At 58.6% G+C, this 17,606-nt stretch carries 23 protein-coding genes; 13 read left to right on the forward strand and 10 right to left on the reverse strand.

The annotated features are described in order from the left end of the window. Positions 1 to 502: 502 nt before the first annotated feature. Genes QRN50_RS10695 through QRN50_RS10705 form a run of 3 tightly spaced genes read left to right on the forward strand, consistent with a single transcriptional unit; the run spans position 503 to position 1,739 of the window. Entirely contained in the window at positions 503 to 964 is a 462-nt protein-coding gene (locus tag QRN50_RS10695; protein ID WP_003400234.1) for a DUF2753 family protein, read from the forward strand. 1 nt (position 965) lies between these two features. Continuing rightward, positions 966 to 1,577, forward strand: a complete 612-nt coding sequence (locus QRN50_RS10700) for a superoxide dismutase (protein WP_011268863.1) — start codon at positions 966 to 968, stop codon at positions 1,575 to 1,577. 27 nt (positions 1,578 to 1,604) lie between these two features. Continuing rightward, the gene (locus QRN50_RS10705) at positions 1,605 to 1,739 is read left to right on the forward strand and encodes a hypothetical protein (RefSeq protein WP_003400238.1); all 135 of its coding nucleotides are present in this window, start codon (positions 1,605 to 1,607) and stop codon (positions 1,737 to 1,739) included. Positions 1,740 to 1,763: 24 nt separating this feature from the next. On the opposite strand, the gene QRN50_RS10710 is transcribed toward QRN50_RS10705, so the two are convergent. The 10 genes from QRN50_RS10710 to QRN50_RS10755 form a co-directional block, all read right to left on the reverse strand. Next, positions 1,764 to 2,036 (reverse strand): HPr family phosphocarrier protein, encoded by a 273-nt coding sequence (locus tag QRN50_RS10710; RefSeq protein ID WP_003400240.1) that lies wholly within the window; start codon positions 2,034 to 2,036, stop codon positions 1,764 to 1,766. A 15-nt stretch (positions 2,037 to 2,051) separates the two neighbouring features. Further along, on the reverse strand, positions 2,052 to 2,909 hold the full coding sequence (gene rapZ / locus QRN50_RS10715) for an RNase adapter RapZ (protein WP_011268862.1): 858 nt from the start codon (positions 2,907 to 2,909) through the stop codon (positions 2,052 to 2,054). 2 nt (positions 2,910 to 2,911) lie between these two features. Beyond that, complete coding sequence (gene ptsN / locus QRN50_RS10720) at positions 2,912 to 3,376, reverse strand: PTS IIA-like nitrogen regulatory protein PtsN (RefSeq protein WP_003400244.1); 465 nt, start codon at positions 3,374 to 3,376, stop codon at positions 2,912 to 2,914. Positions 3,377 to 3,386: 10 nt separating this feature from the next. Further along, positions 3,387 to 3,695 carry a ribosome hibernation-promoting factor, HPF/YfiA family gene (gene hpf / locus QRN50_RS10725; protein ID WP_002555091.1) on the reverse strand — a complete coding sequence of 103 codons (309 nt, stop codon included), beginning with the start codon at positions 3,693 to 3,695 and terminating at the stop codon, positions 3,387 to 3,389. Positions 3,696 to 3,770: 75 nt separating this feature from the next. Next, the gene (locus QRN50_RS10730; RefSeq protein WP_003340639.1) at positions 3,771 to 5,264 is read right to left on the reverse strand and encodes an RNA polymerase factor sigma-54; all 1,494 of its coding nucleotides are present in this window, start codon (positions 5,262 to 5,264) and stop codon (positions 3,771 to 3,773) included. A 182-nt stretch (positions 5,265 to 5,446) separates the two neighbouring features. Further along, positions 5,447 to 6,172: an LPS export ABC transporter ATP-binding protein gene (gene lptB, locus QRN50_RS10735; protein WP_003313594.1), complete on the reverse strand. Its 726-nt coding sequence runs from the start codon at positions 6,170 to 6,172 to the stop codon at positions 5,447 to 5,449. Further along, entirely contained in the window at positions 6,173 to 6,721 is a 549-nt protein-coding gene (gene lptA, locus QRN50_RS10740; protein WP_003424523.1) for a lipopolysaccharide transport periplasmic protein LptA, read from the reverse strand. It abuts the gene before it with no gap. Then, positions 6,708 to 7,280, reverse strand: coding sequence for an LPS export ABC transporter periplasmic protein LptC (lptC, locus tag QRN50_RS10745; RefSeq protein WP_003400249.1), 573 nt, complete (start codon positions 7,278 to 7,280; stop codon positions 6,708 to 6,710). The genes lptA and lptC overlap by 14 nt, the downstream gene beginning before the upstream one ends. Before the next feature lie 8 nt (positions 7,281 to 7,288). Then, positions 7,289 to 7,828, reverse strand: a complete 540-nt coding sequence (locus QRN50_RS10750; RefSeq protein WP_003413390.1) for a KdsC family phosphatase — start codon at positions 7,826 to 7,828, stop codon at positions 7,289 to 7,291. After that, positions 7,828 to 8,802: a KpsF/GutQ family sugar-phosphate isomerase gene (locus QRN50_RS10755; protein WP_003400250.1), complete on the reverse strand. Its 975-nt coding sequence runs from the start codon at positions 8,800 to 8,802 to the stop codon at positions 7,828 to 7,830. Before QRN50_RS10755 ends, QRN50_RS10750 begins: the two co-directional genes overlap by 1 nt. Before the next feature lie 304 nt (positions 8,803 to 9,106). Between QRN50_RS10755 and QRN50_RS10760 the strand changes: the two genes are divergently transcribed. From QRN50_RS10760 to hisC, 10 genes are all read left to right on the forward strand, one after another. Continuing rightward, positions 9,107 to 9,916 (forward strand): ATP-binding cassette domain-containing protein, encoded by an 810-nt coding sequence (locus tag QRN50_RS10760; protein ID WP_003313589.1) that lies wholly within the window; start codon positions 9,107 to 9,109, stop codon positions 9,914 to 9,916. After that, positions 9,916 to 10,713 carry a lipid asymmetry maintenance ABC transporter permease subunit MlaE gene (gene mlaE, locus QRN50_RS10765; RefSeq protein ID WP_003313588.1) on the forward strand — a complete coding sequence of 266 codons (798 nt, stop codon included), beginning with the start codon at positions 9,916 to 9,918 and terminating at the stop codon, positions 10,711 to 10,713. Before QRN50_RS10760 ends, mlaE begins: the two co-directional genes overlap by 1 nt. After that, positions 10,713 to 11,180 carry an outer membrane lipid asymmetry maintenance protein MlaD gene (gene mlaD / locus QRN50_RS10770; protein ID WP_003313587.1) on the forward strand — a complete coding sequence of 156 codons (468 nt, stop codon included), beginning with the start codon at positions 10,713 to 10,715 and terminating at the stop codon, positions 11,178 to 11,180. The genes mlaE and mlaD overlap by 1 nt, the downstream gene beginning before the upstream one ends. Positions 11,181 to 11,190: 10 nt before the next feature. After that, positions 11,191 to 11,841, forward strand: coding sequence for an MlaC/ttg2D family ABC transporter substrate-binding protein (locus QRN50_RS10775; RefSeq protein ID WP_003400251.1), 651 nt, complete (start codon positions 11,191 to 11,193; stop codon positions 11,839 to 11,841). Then, positions 11,838 to 12,143 (forward strand): STAS domain-containing protein, encoded by a 306-nt coding sequence (locus tag QRN50_RS10780; RefSeq protein ID WP_003313585.1) that lies wholly within the window; start codon positions 11,838 to 11,840, stop codon positions 12,141 to 12,143. Before QRN50_RS10775 ends, QRN50_RS10780 begins: the two co-directional genes overlap by 4 nt. 115 nt (positions 12,144 to 12,258) lie before the next feature. Next, entirely contained in the window at positions 12,259 to 12,498 is a 240-nt protein-coding gene (locus QRN50_RS10785; RefSeq protein ID WP_002555079.1) for a BolA family protein, read from the forward strand. Positions 12,499 to 12,520: 22 nt separating this feature from the next. Beyond that, positions 12,521 to 13,786: a UDP-N-acetylglucosamine 1-carboxyvinyltransferase gene (murA, locus tag QRN50_RS10790; RefSeq protein WP_002555078.1), complete on the forward strand. Its 1,266-nt coding sequence runs from the start codon at positions 12,521 to 12,523 to the stop codon at positions 13,784 to 13,786. A 153-nt stretch (positions 13,787 to 13,939) separates the two neighbouring features. Then, positions 13,940 to 14,575, forward strand: coding sequence for an ATP phosphoribosyltransferase (gene hisG / locus QRN50_RS10795; RefSeq protein ID WP_005739058.1), 636 nt, complete (start codon positions 13,940 to 13,942; stop codon positions 14,573 to 14,575). 123 nt (positions 14,576 to 14,698) lie between these two features. Further along, positions 14,699 to 16,045 carry a histidinol dehydrogenase gene (hisD, locus tag QRN50_RS10800; protein ID WP_024640786.1) on the forward strand — a complete coding sequence of 449 codons (1,347 nt, stop codon included), beginning with the start codon at positions 14,699 to 14,701 and terminating at the stop codon, positions 16,043 to 16,045. Further along, a complete protein-coding gene (gene hisC, locus QRN50_RS10805) occupies positions 16,045 to 17,097 on the forward strand; it encodes a histidinol-phosphate transaminase (RefSeq protein WP_024640787.1) in 1,053 nt (350 codons plus the stop codon). Before hisD ends, hisC begins: the two co-directional genes overlap by 1 nt. Positions 17,098 to 17,606: the final 509 nt, after the last annotated feature.

Raw genomic sequence — 17,606 nt, forward strand, 5'->3', positions numbered from 1 at the left:
GAATGCAGTTCACGACGCTCTGCGTCGTCAAGAGGACGCAGAGCGTCCGGAAAGGCATGCGACGCGGAGCGCCGCACGATAGTCAGGCTGATCGTTCCTCACGCTCCCGCGTGGGAATGCCGTTCGTGACGCTCTGCGTCACCCATCCACCTCCGGTTTTGGCCGCCCATAACCTTCGTCCGAACCCGCGTGTTACGTCTCCCTCAAAGCATGTTCACGCTCACCGGCGCAAGGCGGTGAAGCGATCGGGCTTGTGTTGATTCTGTATCTCATTTAATAATGAATATCATTTCTAAAATGAACTGCGATCATGGGGTCTGTTCTGCACGAGTTGTCTTATCTGGAAACCAGCGTGGCTTGAGTCTGCGGATTCGTTGTGCGCTTGAAACCGACGAGCCTCGGCTGATCGAGCATTACCTCGCCGAGGGGCGTTACCTGGCGCGATTGAGCGCCCCGCCCCGGCCCATGGTCGCTGCCCAGTCAATGTTCCTGGAGGTACCTCATGCAGCATTGGAAACGCACCATCGAGCTGGCCAATCGCTGTTTCAATCTTGGCGATTGGGTCGAAGCTCGCGAGTTGTACCTTCAGGCGCTGGCGTTGGCGCAGGTCTTGTTCGAGCGCTGGGCGGATGTCGATGAAGCGGTCGCGGCCTGTGTGATTTCTCACCATAACCTGGCGGATCTGCACCTGAGTCTGGGCCAGCCGGAGGAGAGCGCCGAGTACCTGTGTGCCATCCACCAGCACCTGTTGCAGACCATGCAGAATCAACGCCTCCCGCCCGCGTTACGCGAGGCAGCCTTGCGCCACAGCAGCAAAACATACGCCGAGCTGCTGAGTTTCATCAGCGAACACGGCGAATACCCGCGCACTCATCGGTTGCTGAACAGCGGCAGCGAGCACACCCGTTCATCGCTACAGCGCCATTCGGCAAGCCCTTCCGGACTTTTCTACGGAGCACATTGAAATGCCATACACCTTGCCTGCACTGCCTTACGCATACGATGCCCTTGAACCACATATCGATGCGCAAACCATGGAAATCCACTACACCAAGCATCACCAGACGTACATCAATAACCTCAATGCCGCGGTCGAAGGGACGGAGTTCGCCGACTGGTCGGTGGAGAAGCTGGTGGCCAGTGTCCAGCAGTTGCCTGAAAACCTGCGTCCAGCGGTGATCAATCAGGGTGGCGGCCATGCCAATCACTCGTTGTTCTGGGAAGTCATGGTGCCGGGCGGCGGCGGCTTGCCCACGGGCGCTGTCGCGTCTGCCATCAATGAGCAACTGGGTGGCTACGAAAGCTTCAAGGAGGCATTCACCAAGGCCGCATTGACCCGTTTCGGCAGTGGCTGGGCATGGCTGAGCGTCACGCCTGACAAAAAGCTGGTGGTGGAAAGCAGTGGTAACCAGGACAGCCCGCTGATGAACGGCAACACGCCGATTCTGGGGCTGGACGTGTGGGAGCACGCTTACTACCTGCGCTATCAGAACCGTCGTCCCGAATACATCAATGCGTTCTACAACGTGATCAATTGGGATGAGGTGTCCCGCCGTTATCAGGCCGCTCTGGCCTGAGCCTGGCAGCCGGACCCAAGGCGGCGTATGCGCTCCGGATTCCTCACGCTCAGCAATGTGCGGTTATTTCGTCTGGCAGTCGGGAGCGTGCTGCTGTTGGCGGGTATGGCGCTACTGATTGCCCACGGGCTGAGCTGGATGCGCGTGCAAGGCTGGTGGTGACGGATACCGCGTTTGTACGAGGGCTTATTCGCCCTCATCAAACCGGTTGTCGATCAGCTCGATCAGGCCATCAAGCGCTTCCTGTTCGAATTCGCCTTCGGTGTGCAGGTGGATCTCGGTGCCCTTGCCGGCAGCCAGCATCATCACGGCCATGATGCTTTTACCGTCGACCATGCTCTCCGGAGTGCGGCCGACCCTGATCTTGCAGGGAAACTTGCCTGCGACCCCGACGAATTTGGCGGCAGCGCGGGCGTGCAGGCCCAGTTTGTTGATGATGGTGATTTGACGAGCGGGCATCGCAGTGAAAATCCTTCAGCTGAGGTCGCGGTGGCGGACCTGAACGTTCTTGAGTGATTGTTGCAAGACCTGACCAAGCCGCTCGGTCAGGTAGACCGAACGATGGTGTCCGCCGGTACAGCCGATGGCAATGGTAACGTAAGAACGGTTACTGGCTGCAAACCGGGGTAGCCATTTGTTCAGGTAAGCGAAGATGTCCTGAAACATTTCTTCGACGTCAGGCTGCACCGACAGGTAGTCGATAACGGGTTGTTCAAGCCCCGAGTGGTCGCGCAGTTCTGGCTTCCAGTACGGATTGGGCAGGCAGCGCACATCGAATACCAGGTCTGCATCGACAGGCATGCCGCGCTTGAAACCAAAGGACTCGATCAGAAATGCAGTACCTGGCTCGGGCTTGTTCAGTAGACGAAGCTTGAGCGCGTCGCGCAACTGATAGAGATTCAGGTGGGTGGTGTTGATCTTCAGGTCGGCCAGATCGATGATCGGGCCAAGCAGTGCGGTTTCGTCACGTATCGCTTCGGCCAGCGAACGATCTGCCGTGCTCAGCGGGTGGCGGCGCCGGGTCTCGGAGAAGCGCTTGAGCAGGGTGGCTTCGTCTGCATCCAGGTACAGCACGTCGCACTGAATATTGCGCAAGCGTACTTCGCTCAGCATCTGCGGAAAACGGGTCAGGTGGCTGGGCAGATTGCGGGCATCTATCGAAACCGCCAGCAGCGGTTCGGCGAGTTCGGTGTTGATCAGCGCGCGTTCGGCAAGCTCCGGCAGCAGGCCGGCCGGCAGGTTATCGACACAGTAAAAGCCGTTGTCTTCCAGCACATCGAGCGCCGTACTCTTGCCTGAGCCGGAGCGACCGCTGACGATGATCATGCGCATGGTCAGTTTCCGTTCTGCACGTCCAGCACCACTTGATAAAGCGCCTCAGCGCTTTCGGCACTGCGCAGGCGCTTACGCACATCTTTGTCGTCGAGCATGCTGGCGATCTGGCGCAGCAGCTCCAGGTGTTCATCGGTGGCAGCTTGCGGGACCAGCAAGACGAACAGCAGGTCGACCGGCGCACCATCGATGGCGTCGAAATCCACAGGGGTGGAGAGGTGAATCACTGCACTGACAGGCTCGCTGCAGTCAGCGAGGCGGCAGTGGGGGATGGCAATACCGTTGCCAAAACCGGTCGAGCCCAGTTTTTCCCGGGCGACGAGACTTGCGAATACTGTGTCCGACACCATGCCCGGCACTTCACGGCCGATCAGGTTGGCAATTTCTTCGAGTACACGCTTTTTACTGCCGCCCGGCACGTTCACAAGGGAGCGGCCGGGGGTCAGGATATTTTCGATTCGGATCATTAAATGGGCGTTAGCGAGCGGCCGCACCTTTGAGGATGCTTTGCTGCTTTTCCTTATGCTTGAGCAATTGTCGGTCTAGCTTGTCAGTGAGCAGGTCGATGGCAGCATACATGTCATCATGTTCAGCATTGGCAACGACCTCTCCACCATGGATGTGCAACGTGGCTTCGATCTTCTGCTTGAGCTTTTCGACCGTCATCGTGACCTGCACGTTGGTAATCTTGTCAAAATGCCCCTCGAGCTTCTTGAGCTTGAGCTCAACGTATTCACGAAGGGGTTTGGTCACTTCCAGTTGGTGTCCACTGATGTTGACTTGCATACAGCTTTCTCCTTTGCCAGTGCATAAAGAGGCAGGCATGGCGCATGCCTCTGGGACGCTGTGGCTCGGCCTGCATCACATCAGCCGCTTACGCTCACTGGAAGGGGCGATCCCGAGAGACTCACGGTACTTGGCGACTGTGCGACGGGCTACTTGAATGCCTTGTGCCTCCAGTAAACCAGCGATCTTGCTATCACTCAACGGCTTTTTCTGATTTTCCGCCGCAACCAGTTTTTTGATGATTGCGCGAATTGCCGTGGACGAGCATTCACCGCCCTCGGAGGTGCTCACATGGCTTGAGAAGAAGTATTTCAGCTCGTAAATGCCGCGTGGGGTGTGCATGAATTTCTGGGTGGTTACGCGCGAGATGGTCGACTCGTGCATGCCCACTGCCTCGGCGATGTCGTGCAGGACGAGCGGCTTCATGGCCTCGTCGCCGTACTCGAGAAAGCCGCGCTGATGTTCGACGATTTGCGTGGCGACCTTCATCAGTGTTTCGTTGCGGCTTTGCAGGCTCTTGATGAACCAGCGCGCTTCCTGCAACTGATTGCGCATGAAGGTGTTGTCTGCGCTGGTATCGGCGCGCCGTACGAAGCCCGCGTATTGCGGATTGACGCGCAGGCGCGGCACCGACTCCTGATTGAGTTCGACCAGCCAGCGTTCATTGTCCTTGCGCACGATCACATCCGGAATGACGTATTCGGCTTCTGTGGATTCGATCTGCGAGCCTGGACGCGGGTTGAGGCTCTGCACCAGTTCGATGACCTGACGCAGCTCGTCTTCCTTGAGCTTCATGCGTCGCATCAGCTGGCCGTAGTCGCGGCTTCCGAGCAGGTCGATGTAGTCGCTGACCAGGCGTTGTGCTTCTGTCAGCCAGGGTGTTTTTGCTGGCAGCTGGCGCAGTTGCAGCAGCAGGCATTCGCTCAGGTTGCGAGCGCCGATGCCGGCAGGTTCAAACTGCTGGATGCGGTGCAGTACGGCTTCGATCTCGTCGAGCTCGATGTCCAGTTCGGGGTCGAAGGACTCGAGAATCTCATCGAGCGTCTCGTCGAGATAACCCTGGTTGTTTATGCAGTCGATCAGCGTAACCGCTACCAGACGGTCCTTGTCGGACATCGGCGCGACATTCAGTTGCCACAGCAGGTGGCTTTGCAGGCTTTCGCCCACAGAGGTGCGCGTGGTGAAGTCCCACTCGTCGTCATCGTTGCTTGGCAGGCTGCTGGCGCTGGTCTGGTAGATGTCTTCCCATGCGGTATCGACGGGCAGCTCGTTGGGAATGCGTTCGTTCCATTCACCTTCTTCAAGGTTGTCCACGGTAGGCGCGGATTCCTGATAGGTCGGTTCCTGAACGTCGGGGTTGGGCTTTTGTTCGATGTTGTCGGCAAGCGGGTCGGAATGGTCGAAGTCGTCGCCTTCTTCCTGCCGCTCCAGCATAGGGTTTGACTCCAGCGCCTCCTGGATCTCCTGCTGGAGATCCAGAGTGGAAAGCTGAAGTAAGCGGATTGCCTGTTGCAGCTGCGGTGTCATCGTCAGCTGCTGGCCCATTCTCAAGACTAGCGATGGTTTCATGGCAGGGGCTAAACACCTTATTCGCCGGCGCGCATGCGCCATCTACTACAGGCGCCGTGGCGCCAACTTAAGCAAATTATATGCCTGAAACCTGTGCGTTTGCCTAGAGTGATATGACAAATAAAATGTTGTCAATACACTGCATAGGCATCAATCGGCTGCGAAGCGCAAAGGGCAGTCGATTAAAGGCGGAACTCGTGGCCGAGGTAGACCTCTTTCACCAGCTGATTCGCCAGAATGGTCTCGGAGTCGCCTTCCGCAATCAGCTGTCCATCGTTGACGATGTAGGCCATTTCGCAGATATCCAGCGTTTCCCGGACGTTGTGGTCAGTGATCAGTACACCGATACCCTTGGCCTTGAGATGGTGAATGATCTGCTTGATGTCGCCTACCGAAATAGGGTCGACACCTGCGAACGGTTCATCCAGCAGGATGAATTTCGGTGCGGTGGCCAAGGCTCGAGCGATTTCCACGCGGCGACGTTCACCGCCGGACAGGCTCATGCCCAGGTTGTCGCGGATATGGGTGATGTGGAACTCCTGCAGGAGGCTTTCCAGTTCCTTGCGGCGTGCACCGGCATCGAGCTCCTTGCGGGTCTCGAGAATCGCCATGATGTTGTCGGACACCGACAGCTTGCGAAAAATCGAGGCTTCCTGAGGCAGATAGCCTATGCCCGCGCGGGCGCGACCGTGCATGGGTTGATGGCTGACATCCAGATCGTCAATCAGCACACGACCCTGATCAGCCTGGACCAGACCCACTATCATGTAGAAACAGGTGGTCTTGCCGGCGCCGTTCGGGCCCAGCAGGCCGACGATCTGGCCGCTGTCGATGGAAATGCTCACATCGCGCACGACCTGCCGGCTTTTGTAGCTTTTAGCCAGATGCTGGGCTTTGAGCGTCGCCATTTACTGGGCCTTCTGAGGTTGATCGGTTTTCTTTTTCGGCTGGATGACCATGTCGATACGCGGACGTGGTGTGGTCACCTTGGCGCCGCCATTAGCCCGACCGGCGGTGACGACCTGTCTGACCGTGTCGTAGACGATTTTCTCGCCTTCCGAGGTGTTGCCATCATTGATGACCTTGGCCTTGTCGATCAGGACGATACGGTCCTGGCCAGCGTAATACTGGATGGTGACGGCATAGGCCTGCACGATCGGTTTGTCTACGGCAGGCTTCTGCTCGTAGTAAGCCAGGTTGCCGACGGAGGTGAAGACGTCGACTTCGCCCTGGGCATTCCGCGTGATTGTCACGGTGTTGCCCGTGATTTTCATCGAGCCCTGAGTGATGATGACATTGCCCTTGTAAGTCGCCACGCCTTTCTTGTCATCGAGCTGAGCATCGTCAGACTGGATGTGGATAGGCTGATCTCGGTCGGTTGGCAGGGACCAGGCGCTCGCGCTTCCCAGTGCTGCGCCCAGGCCGAGCAATAAAGGAAGAGTTTTAACGAGCCTCATACTGTCCTCTTACGTTGGACAGCAGGTCCATCCTGCTGTCTTTCAAATACGCTTTCATTCCCTTGGCCGTAGTGACACCGCCCGCGCCGTCGATTCTAACGTCTTGGTCGGTCTGCGCATATTCCTTCTGAGGAAATACGGTCATGCGGCTGCTGGTAATAATGGTCGTGCGCTGTTTTTCATCGGTGCGTTCAACACGAACGGAATCCATCAGCTCGACCTGATCGCCGTCGGACGAAACTTCACCTCGTTTGCTTTGCACGTGCCACGGAAATGCTCCGCCGCGGTACATGTTCAGATTGGGTGTCGTCAGCAGGCTCACATCTGTGGCCTTCACATGCTCGACCTTGTCGGAGGTCATGTCGTACTGAAGTGTGCCGTCTGGCAGGTACTGCACGCTGCGAGTATTGATCGCATAGTAGTCGATCGCCGTGTCGTCAAGCGACGCATCAGGCTGGTCCATGAAGCTTTCCGGGCTGATGTTCCAGTAACCGACCGCTGCCAGCAGCAGCGCCAGTACCCCGAGAAGCAGGAACTTGCGAATTTTTTTAGTGAACATAATGGCTTCTATAAATAGGCGGAGTGAGCCGCTTCAAGGTTGCCTTGCGCACTCAGAATCAGTTCGCAGAATTCGCGCGCTGCACCTTCGCCGCCTCGCGCCCTGGTTATCCCGTGTGCGTGCTCGCGGACAAAGCCGGCAGCATTGGCCACTGCCATGCCCAGACCGACGCGTCTGATGACGGGCAAGTCTGGCAGATCATCACCCAGATAGGCGACCTGTTCGTAACTCAGGTTGAGTTCTGCCAGCAACTTGTCCAGTACCACCAGTTTGTCTTCGCGTCCCTGAAACAGGTGTTCAATGCCCAGGCTCTTTGCCCGGCGCTCGACTATCGCGGTCTTGCGGCCACTGATGATCGCCGTGGTGACGCCCGAGGCTATCAGCATTTTAATGCCCTGGCCGTCGAGAGTATTGAATGTCTTGATCTCGCTGCCGTCTTCCATGAAGTAAAGGCGGCCATCGGTCAGCACGCCATCGACATCGAAGACTGCCAGCTTGATGGCCTTGCCGCGTTGCATGAGATCCTGGGTCATTATTTCGGTTTCCATTACATGACGCCTGCGCGCAGGAGATCCTGCAGGTTGAATGCGCCAACCGGCCGGTCGTTCTGGTCTACGACAACAAGCGCACTGATTTTGTTGTCCTCCATGATTTTCAGCGCCTCGGCGGCGAGCATCTCGGCATGGGCGGTCTTGCCATGAAGCGTCATGACCTCGTCGATGATGGTCTGGCGGATATCGACGGGGCGGTCCAGTGTCCGGCGCAAGTCACCGTCCGTGAAGATGCCGGCCAGTGTGCCGTCGGCTTCGACGATGGCCGTCATGCCCAAACCTTTACGAGTCATTTCAAGCAGTGCGTCGCGCAACAGGGTGCCACGTTGCACGCTGGGCAGTGATTCGCCGGAGTGCATCACATTCTCGACCTTGAGCAGCAGGCGGCGACCCAGTGCGCCGCCTGGGTGGGAGAATGCGAAATCTTCGGCAGTGAAACCGCGCGCGTCGAGCAGCGCCACGGCGAGGGCGTCGCCCATGACCAGTGCGGCGGTTGTCGAGGACGTCGGTGCCAGGTTGAGCGGGCAGGCCTCATGCACGACATGCGCGTTGAGGTTGATGTCGGCAGCCTTGGCCAGAATGGACTCGGGGTCGCCGGTCAGGCTGATCATCTTTATGCCCAGGCGCTTGATCAGTGGCAGCAGGGTGACGATTTCGTTGGTGCTGCCGGAGTTCGACAGGGCCAGGATGATGTCATCACGGGTGATCATGCCCATGTCGCCATGGCTGGCTTCGGCCGGATGCACGAAAAACGAGGTGGTGCCGGTGCTCGCCAGCGTGGCGGCGATCTTGTTGCCGATGTGTCCGGACTTGCCCATGCCGACCACGACCACGCGCCCTTTGCTGGCGAGGATCATTTCGCACGCGCGCACAAAATCGCCGTCAAGACGTTCAAGCAAGCCTTGCATGGCTTCTATCTCAAGGCGAATGGTGCGTTGCGCCGATTGGATCAGGTCACTGGATTGGTTCATGTCTGGAAAGGGTCAGCCTGCTGAAAGGCGGCGATTATAGCGGTAATGAACGATTCCCTCACGTCTGATCGTCGTTGTGTTGTTTTTAAACGAATTTCCTACGTACTTGCGGGTCTGTATTCAAGCCTGTGGCCATAACATTGTGGTACAGAATAATTCAGCGAATACCTGAACCGCTCGGTTCTCTTCTTGGGGGCGGGTGGCTGCGGTGATATAGTTCGCGGCCTGTTCGGCACGCCTGGACAGCCTGTCGGTGTTCAACAACCGGCGGCTTGTGGCGGAAGCTGTATCGCAAGGAGTTTAGATGAGTCCTGATGACGCCTATGCGGTCGAGTTGAAAGGTGTGTCTTTCAAACGCGGTGCGCGCAGCATTTTCAATAACGTTGATATTCGTATTCCGCGCGGCAAGGTCACCGGGATCATGGGGCCGTCAGGCTGCGGCAAGACGACCCTGCTGCGCCTGATGGGTGCCCAGTTGCGCCCGAGCGAAGGGCAGGTGTGGGTCAATGGCCAGAATCTGCCTGAGCTATCGCGCAGTGATCTGTTCGATGCCCGCAAGCAGATGGGCGTTTTGTTTCAGAGCGGTGCGCTGTTTACCGATCTGGATGTTTTCGAAAACGTCGCCTTTCCCCTGCGCGTGCATACCGAGCTGCCGGAAGAAATGATCCGCGACATCGTTCTGCTCAAGCTTCAGGCCGTGGGCCTGCGCGGTGCGGTGGAACTGATGCCGGACGAATTGTCGGGCGGCATGAAGCGTCGTGTCGCGCTCGCGCGCGCAATCGCTCTCGATCCGCAGATTCTCATGTATGACGAGCCCTTCGTCGGGCAGGACCCGATTGCGATGGGGGTGCTGGTGCGTCTGATCCGCCTGCTCAACGACGCGCTGGGTATCACCAGTATCGTGGTGTCCCATGACCTCAGCGAGACGGCGAGCATTGCCGACTATCTCTATGTTGTCGGCGACGGGCAGGTGCTGGGGCAGGGTACGCCTCAGGAACTGATGTCCTCGGACAATCCACGTATTCGTCAATTCATGACCGGCGAACCGGACGGCCCTGTACCGTTCCACTATCCGGCGCCGGATTTTCGCGAAGATCTATTGGGGAAGCGCTGATGCGCAATAAGTCACTCATGGACCGGGTTCGCCTGCTGGGGCGCTCGGCCATTGATATTGTTACTGTTCTGGGGCGTTCCGGTCTGTTTCTGGTGCATGCCTTGCTCGGTCGTGGCGGTGCGGGCAGCAGTTTCCAACTGCTGGTCAGGCAGCTGTATTCGGTTGGCGTCATGTCGCTGGTCATCATTGTGGTGTCCGGCATGTTCATCGGCATGGTGCTGGCGCTGCAGGGCTTCAGCATCCTGACCAAATACGGTTCGGAGCAGGCGGTCGGCCAGATGGTTGCCCTGACGCTGTTGCGTGAACTCGGCCCTGTGGTGACGGCTTTGCTGTTCGCCGGTCGTGCAGGCTCTGCGTTGACCGCCGAGATCGGCAACATGAAGTCCACCGAGCAGCTGTCGAGCCTTGAAATGATCGGTGTCGATCCGCTCAAGTACATCGTGGCGCCGCGTCTGTGGGCCGGGTTCATCTCGCTGCCGATTCTGGCGATGATCTTCAGCGTGGTCGGTATCTGGGGCGCTTCCTGGGTGGCGATCGATTGGCTGGGAGTCTATGACGGTTCTTTCTGGTCGAACATGCAGAACAGCGTTTCTTTCACGAACGATGTGCTCAATGGGGTGATCAAAAGCGTCGTATTTGCCTTCGTGGTGACATGGATTGCCGTTTTCCAGGGTTACGATTGCGAGCCTACTTCCGAGGGGATCAGTCGCGCGACGACCAGAACCGTCGTTTACGCCTCGTTGGCCGTGCTGGGACTGGACTTTATTTTGACCGCTTTGATGTTTGGAGATTTCTGATGCAAAACCGTGCCATCGAAACCGGAGTCGGTCTGTTCCTGCTGGCGGGGATACTGGCTCTGCTCCTGCTGGCCCTGCGAGTCAGTGGTCTGAGCACAAGCGCGAGCACCGACACCTATAAACTTTATGCCTACTTCGACAATATCGCCGGTTTGACTGTCAGAGCCAAGGTAAGCATGGCTGGCGTCACGATCGGCAAGGTGACGGCGATCGATCTGGATCGCGATACCTTCACCGGTCGCGTCACGCTGGAGATTCAGAAGAAGGTCGATAACCTGCCTTCGGACTCGACTGCGTCGATTCTGACGGCTGGTTTGCTGGGTGAAAAATACATCGGTCTCAGCGTCGGTGGTGATGACAAGCTGCTCAAGGATGGCGGGACTATCCATGACACGCAGTCGTCGCTGGTGCTGGAAGACCTGATCGGAAAATTCCTGCTCAATACTGTTAGTAAAGACGCCAAGTGAGGAGCTTCAAATGATCTCTATTCTGCGCCGTGGTCTGCTGGTATTGCTGGCCACTCTGCCAATGCTGGCGAATGCCGCGGCGACCCCGTCGGCTCATGACCTGGTGGAGCGCACCACCAAGGAACTGTTGAGTGACCTGGCGACCAATCGCGAGCAGTACAAATCCAACCCAAGCGCGTTCTACGATGCCCTGAACCGCATCGTCGGTCCTGTCGTGGATGCCGACGGCATCTCCAAAAGCATCATGACCGTGAAGTATTCCCGCAAGGCCAGCCCTGAACAGGTGAAGCGTTTCGAGGAAAACTTCAAGCGCAGCCTGATGCAGTTCTATGGCAATGCGTTGCTTGAATTCAACAACCAGGGCATCACCGTCGCACCTGCCAAGGATGAAGGCGATGACCGCACCAGCGTGGACATGCAGGTCAAGGGCAATAACGGCGCGGTCTATCCGGTCTCCTACACGCTGGTCAAGCTGAACGGCGAGTGGAAAGTGCGTAACGTCGTCATCAACGGCATCAATATCGGCAAGCTGTTCCGTGACCAGTTCGCCGATGCCATGCAGCGCAACGGCAACAACCTGGACACCACCATCAACAACTGGGCTGGCGAAGTGGCCAAGACCAAATCTACCGTTGATGCCACGCAGAAGCCGGTGCAATGACCGAATCTGCCGTTCGCCTTGTCGGGCCGGGTGAGCTCAGGCTGATCGGGGTGCTGGATTACCGCACAGGGCCGCAACTGCGCAAGCAGGGTGCGGCACTGATCAAATCCGGTGATCTGGCAGACCTCACGCTTGACTGCTCGGGGGTCGAGAAGTCCAGCAGCGTCGGCCTGGCCTTGTTGCTGGCGTTCATGCGCGATGCCCGGGATGCGGGAAAGTCGATGACCCTCCGCTCGCTCCCCGAAGACATGCGCCAGATAGCTCGCGTATCAGGTTTGACCGAGCTGCTGGACGCCCACTGAAAGGCACTATCGAAAAAGCCCTTTATCCGGGACCTGCTTGTCGGGCTTCGCATAACATGGGCTTTTTTTGTATGATGCCAGACCCGCGCGCGTACAGCGCCGATCGAGGTTAAGCATGCAGGCCGTAGAAGTTAAAAGCTTCCTTGAAGGAAAGCTGCCGGAAATCAAAGTGGAAGTCGAAGGCGAAGGCTGTAACTTCCAGCTGAATATCATCAGCGACGAGTTGGCCGGCCTGAGCCCGGTCAAGCGTCAGCAACAGATTTATACCCATCTGAACCCCTGGATTGCCGATGGCAGCATCCACGCGGTGACCATGAAATTTTTCAGCCGCGCTGCATGGGCCGAGCGTTCCTGAGCCAATTGGTGTCGAGACTCTAATGGATAAACTGATTATTACCGGCGGCGTTCGTCTTGATGGCGAAATTCGCATTTCCGGGGCAAAGAACTCTGCCCTGCCGATCCTTGCCGCCACGTTGCTGGCGGACGGACCCGTCACCGTTCAGAACCTGCCGCACCTGCACGACATCACGACCATGATCGAGCTGTTCGGTCGCATGGGCATCGAGCCTGTGATCGACGAAAAGCTCAGTGTCGAGATCGACCCGCGCACCATCAAGACCCTGGTCGCCCCGTACGAGCTGGTGAAAACCATGCGCGCGTCGATTCTGGTGCTGGGCCCGATGGTCGCTCGTTTCGGCGAGGCTGAAGTCGCTCTGCCGGGTGGCTGTGCCATCGGTTCGCGCCCGGTAGACCTGCACATTCGCGGTCTTGAGGCCATGGGCGCGATCATCGACGTCGAAGGTGGCTACATCAAGGCCAAGGCACCTGAGGGTGGCTTGCGCGGTGCCAACTTCTTCTTCGATACCGTGAGCGTGACCGGTACCGAAAACATCATGATGGCTGCCAGCCTCGCCAACGGTCGCAGCGTGCTGCAGAACGCCGCGCGCGAGCCAGAGGTTGTCGATCTGGCCAACTTCCTGATCGCAATGGGTGCCAAGATTCACGGCGCAGGTACCGACACCATCACCATTGATGGCGTCAAGCGTCTGGGCCCGGCCACTTACAAGGTCATGCCTGACCGTATCGAGACCGGCACCTACCTGGTGGCCGCTGCCGTTACCGGCGGTCGCGTCAAGGTCAAGGACACCGATCCGACCATCCTCGAAGCTGTGCTGCTCAAGCTTCAGGAAGCGGGTGCAGAAGTCACGACCGGTGAAGACTGGATCGAGCTGAACATGCACGGCAAGCGTCCGAAGGCGGTCAATGTGCGTACCGCGCCTTACCCGGCGTTCCCGACCGACATGCAGGCGCAGTTCATCTCGCTCAACGCGATTGCCGAAGGCACGGGGGCGGTCATCGAGACCATCTTCGAAAACCGCTTCATGCACGTGTATGAAATGCACCGCATGGGCGCTCAGATTCAGGTTGAAGGCAATACCGCTATTGTTACCGGCACCGAAGTGCTCAAGGGCGCGCCAGTCATGGCGACCGACCTGCGTGCATCGGCCAGTCTGGTGATCTCGGCGCTGGTTGCCCAGGGTGACACGCTGATCGACCGCATCTACCACATAGACCGTGGTTACGAGTGCATCGAAGAGAAGCTGCAAATGCTGGGTGCCAAGATCCGCCGCGTTCCGGGCTAGCAGCACGCGGCCCTGATGCCGCTGGCATCGGGGCCGCCTGTTCTGTCGCGGGTGTGATTTCTGATTCGTTTCACTTCAGGTCAACAGGCCTGAGGGTTGTCATGCGCCGCTTGCGTCGTGACAAAAGTTTCCTGATAAGGACTTACGTTTCCCATGTTGACCATCGCACTGTCCAAGGGCCGCATTCTTGACGACACCCTGCCGCTTCTCGCTGAAGCGGGCATCGTGCCGACCGAGAATCCGGACAAGAGCCGCAAGCTCATCATCCCCACGACTCAGGCCGATGTGCGCCTGCTGATCGTGCGCGCCACCGACGTGCCGACCTATGTCGAGCATGGTGCCGCCGATCTGGGCGTCGCGGGCAAGGATGTGTTGATGGAATACACCGGTCAGGGCCTGTATGAGCCGCTGGACCTGCAGATTGCCAAGTGCAGGCTGATGACTGCGGGTGCCATCGGTGCGGTCGAGCCCAAGGGCCGTCTGCGCGTAGCGACCAAGTTCGTCAACGTTGCCAAGCGTTACTACGCCGAGCAGGGACGTCAGGTCGATATCATCAAGTTATACGGCTCCATGGAGCTGGCGCCGCTGATTGGTCTGGCAGACAAGATCATCGACGTGGTCGACACCGGTAACACCTTGCGCGCCAACGGCCTCGAGCCTCAGGAACTGATCGCGACCATCAGCTCGCGTCTGGTGGTGAACAAGGCCTCCATGAAGATGCAGCACGCACGCATTCAGGCCCTCATCGACACCCTGCGCAAGGCAGTGGAGTCGCGACACCGTAGCTGATTCATTCACGCAACGTTGAGTTGCGTCCAGCTATCCGTGTCATAGCCAGATTTCTCAGGTGCCTGCGCGGATAGCTTGGTAGCTTTAGGCTCCTGAGCATCCGCCAATTATTGAGGCCCCGCTATGACCACTCCCACTGCAATTCGACGACTCGACGCTGCTGACCCGGATTTCGCACGACATCTGGATCATCTGCTGAGCTGGGAAAGTGTGTCTGACGATTCGGTCAACCAGCGCGTGCTCGACATCATCAAGGCGGTGCGTGAGCGTGGCGACGCGGCGCTGGTCGAGTTCACCCAGAAGTTCGACGGGCTGCAGGTTGCGTCGATGGCCGACCTGATCCTGCCTCGCGAGCGTCTGGAACTTGCGTTGACGCGCATTACCCCGGTTCAGCGCGAAGCCCTGGAAAAGGCCGCCGAGCGTGTGCGCAGCTACCACGAAAAGCAGAAGCAGGATTCCTGGAGCTACACCGAGGCCGACGGCACGGTGCTGGGCCAGAAGGTCACGCCGCTGGACCGTGCAGGCCTGTACGTGCCGGGTGGCAAGGCTTCCTACCCGTCGTCGGTTTTGATGAACGCCATACCGGCCAAGGTGGCAGGTGTGACCGAGGTGGTGATGGTCGTGCCGACGCCGCGTGGTGAAATCAACGAGCTGGTGCTGGCCGCTGCCTGCATTGCAGGTGTCGACCGGGTGTTTACCATCGGCGGTGCGCAGGCTGTTGCAGCGCTGGCTTATGGCACTGAAAGCGTGCCGAAAGTCGACAAGGTGGTCGGCCCTGGCAACATTTATGTGGCCACCGCCAAGCGTCACGTGTTCGGCCAAGTCGGGATCGACATGATCGCCGGTCCTTCCGAGATTCTGGTGGTGTGTGACGGCCAGACCGATCCTGACTGGATTGCCATGGACCTGTTCTCGCAGGCCGAACACGACGAAGATGCCCAGGCCATTCTGGTCAGTCCGGATGCCGAATTTCTCGACAAGGTGGCGGCCAGCATCACCCGTCTGCTGCCGACCATGGAGCGGGCGGCCATCGTCGAAACGTCGATCAACGGTCGCGGCGCGCTGATAAAGGTGGCTGACATGGCCCAGGCCATCGAAGTCGCCAATCGCATTGCGCCCGAGCACCTCGAACTGTCGGTCGCCGATCCGGAAGCCTGGCTGCCGCAGATTCGCCATGCGGGTGCGATCTTCATGGGGCGTCACACCTCCGAAGCACTGGGCGACTATTGCGCAGGTCCCAACCACGTGCTGCCGACCTCCGGCACGGCGCGTTTTTCCTCGCCGCTGGGCGTCTACGATTTCCAGAAGCGCTCGTCGATCATCTATTGCTCGCCGCAAGGTGCGTCCGAGCTGGGCAAGACGGCGTCCGTGCTGGCTCGTGGCGAATCCCTGAGCGGCCACGCGCGCAGTGCCGAATATCGAATCACTGACCCTGACTGGACAGCAGGCAACAAAGAGGACGGCAAATAATGAGCAAATTCTGGAGCCCTTTTGTCAGCGATCTGGTGCCTTATGTGCCGGGCGAACAGCCGAAACTGACCCGACTGGTCAAGCTCAATACCAATGAAAACCCGTATGGCCCTTCGCCAAAGGCCATCGACGCCATGCGCACTGCGCTGACCGACGACTTGCGCCTGTACCCGGACCCCAACAGCGATCTGCTCAAGCACGCTGTCGCCGATTACTACAAGGTGCAGCCCAGTCAGGTATTCCTGGGCAACGGCTCGGATGAAGTGCTGGCGCACATTTTCCATGCCTTGTTTCAGCACGATGCTCCGCTGCTGTTCCCGGATATCAGCTACAGCTTCTATCCAGTGTATTGCGGCCTGTATGGCATCGACTATGAAACGGTCCCGCTGGACGAACAGTTCCAGATTCGTGCCGAAGACTACGCCAGACCGAATGCCGGGATCATCTTCCCCAACCCGAATGCGCCGACCGGTTGTCTGCTCGGTCTGGACAAGGTCGAGCAGATCATCAAGGCCAGCCCGGATTCGGTGGTGGTCGTCGATGAAGCGTATATCGACTTTGGTGGCGAGACAGCCATTACGCTGGTCGATCGTTACCCGAACCTGCTGGTCACCCAGACCCTGTCCAAGTCGCGCTCGCTGGCCGGCCTGCGCGTCGGCCTGGCGGTGGGGCATCCTGACCTGATCGAGGCGCTGGAGCGGGTCAAGAACAGCTTCAACTCCTATCCGCTGGACCGTATGGCCAATGTGGGCGGGGCGGCCGCTTTCGAGGATCGCGAGCACTTCGAGACGACCCGTAACAAGGTCATCGAAAGCCGCGAGGCACTGGTCGAGCAGTTGCAGGGCAAAGGCTTTGAGGTGCTGCCATCGGCAGCCAACTTCATCTTCGCCCGCCACCCGCGACACGATGCCGCAGCACTGGCCGCCAGACTGCGCGAGCAGGGCGTCATCGTCCGCCACTTCAAACAGCAGCGAATCGCCCAGTTCCTGCGCATCAGCATCGGCACGCCAGAGCAGCACCAGGCGTTGCTGGAAGGTCTGAGCGACCTCTGAGAAGCGGATCGGTCAGCCCGAAAACGGGCTGACTCTGCGCCGTCACTCATCGCCGACCTGTGTGAGTAATCCACATGGCTCGAAAACACCTCGGACCTGTGGGAGCGAGCTTGCTCGCGAAAGGGTCTGCACAAACGCCGAAAATGCATCGACTGAAACACCGCCTTCGCGAGCAAGATCAGCGCCGCTGCAGAACATCTACGTGGCTCGAAAACACCCCCGACCTGCGGGAGTGATCCACAGGGCTTGAAAACACGCCGGACCTGTGGGAGTGAGCTTGCTCACGAAGAGGCCGGGGCAGTCGCTGAAAATCTATATATCCGTGACTAAGCCTTCGCGAGCAAGCTCGCTCTCACAAGATCAGCGCTGCTGCAGAACATCTACGTGGCTCGAAAACACCACCGACCTGCGGGAGTGATCCTCAGGGCTTGAAAACACGCCGGACCTGTGGGAGTGAGCTTGCTCACGAAGAGGCCGGCCGGTGCAGTCGCTGAAAATCTATATATCCG

Origin of the sequence: Pseudomonas sp. MEJ108 (assembly GCF_030208985.1) — a bacterium.
GTDB classification, from domain to species: Bacteria; Pseudomonadota; Gammaproteobacteria; order Pseudomonadales; family Pseudomonadaceae; genus Aquipseudomonas; species Aquipseudomonas fragariae.

Coding starts and splice junctions, on each gene's coding strand:
- lptA (WP_003424523.1), bottom strand. CDS start 6,721: ATGAGGCTCGTTAAAACTCTTCCTTTATTGCTCGGCCTGGGCGCAGCA.
- lptB (WP_003313594.1), bottom strand. CDS start 6,172: ATGGCGACGCTCAAAGCCCAGCATCTGGCTAAAAGCTACAAAAGCCGG.
- hisG (WP_005739058.1), top strand. CDS start 13,940: ATGTTGACCATCGCACTGTCCAAGGGCCGCATTCTTGACGACACCCTG.
- QRN50_RS10700 (WP_011268863.1), top strand. CDS start 966: ATGCCATACACCTTGCCTGCACTGCCTTACGCATACGATGCCCTTGAA.
- QRN50_RS10755 (WP_003400250.1), bottom strand. CDS start 8,802: ATGAACCAATCCAGTGACCTGATCCAATCGGCGCAACGCACCATTCGC.
- QRN50_RS10780 (WP_003313585.1), top strand. CDS start 11,838: ATGACCGAATCTGCCGTTCGCCTTGTCGGGCCGGGTGAGCTCAGGCTG.
- hpf (WP_002555091.1), bottom strand. CDS start 3,695: ATGCAAGTCAACATCAGTGGACACCAACTGGAAGTGACCAAACCCCTT.
- ptsN (WP_003400244.1), bottom strand. CDS start 3,376: ATGATCCGAATCGAAAATATCCTGACCCCCGGCCGCTCCCTTGTGAAC.
- QRN50_RS10730 (WP_003340639.1), bottom strand. CDS start 5,264: ATGAAACCATCGCTAGTCTTGAGAATGGGCCAGCAGCTGACGATGACA.
- QRN50_RS10785 (WP_002555079.1), top strand. CDS start 12,259: ATGCAGGCCGTAGAAGTTAAAAGCTTCCTTGAAGGAAAGCTGCCGGAA.
- mlaD (WP_003313587.1), top strand. CDS start 10,713: ATGCAAAACCGTGCCATCGAAACCGGAGTCGGTCTGTTCCTGCTGGCG.
- lptC (WP_003400249.1), bottom strand. CDS start 7,280: ATGTTCACTAAAAAAATTCGCAAGTTCCTGCTTCTCGGGGTACTGGCG.
- murA (WP_002555078.1), top strand. CDS start 12,521: ATGGATAAACTGATTATTACCGGCGGCGTTCGTCTTGATGGCGAAATT.
- rapZ (WP_011268862.1), bottom strand. CDS start 2,909: ATGCGCATGATCATCGTCAGCGGTCGCTCCGGCTCAGGCAAGAGTACG.
- QRN50_RS10775 (WP_003400251.1), top strand. CDS start 11,191: ATGATCTCTATTCTGCGCCGTGGTCTGCTGGTATTGCTGGCCACTCTG.
- mlaE (WP_003313588.1), top strand. CDS start 9,916: ATGCGCAATAAGTCACTCATGGACCGGGTTCGCCTGCTGGGGCGCTCG.
- QRN50_RS10760 (WP_003313589.1), top strand. CDS start 9,107: ATGAGTCCTGATGACGCCTATGCGGTCGAGTTGAAAGGTGTGTCTTTC.
- QRN50_RS10750 (WP_003413390.1), bottom strand. CDS start 7,828: ATGGAAACCGAAATAATGACCCAGGATCTCATGCAACGCGGCAAGGCC.
- QRN50_RS10710 (WP_003400240.1), bottom strand. CDS start 2,036: ATGCCCGCTCGTCAAATCACCATCATCAACAAACTGGGCCTGCACGCC.
- QRN50_RS10695 (WP_003400234.1), top strand. CDS start 503: ATGCAGCATTGGAAACGCACCATCGAGCTGGCCAATCGCTGTTTCAAT.
- hisC (WP_024640787.1), top strand. CDS start 16,045: ATGAGCAAATTCTGGAGCCCTTTTGTCAGCGATCTGGTGCCTTATGTG.
- hisD (WP_024640786.1), top strand. CDS start 14,699: ATGACCACTCCCACTGCAATTCGACGACTCGACGCTGCTGACCCGGAT.
- QRN50_RS10705 (WP_003400238.1), top strand. CDS start 1,605: ATGCGCTCCGGATTCCTCACGCTCAGCAATGTGCGGTTATTTCGTCTG.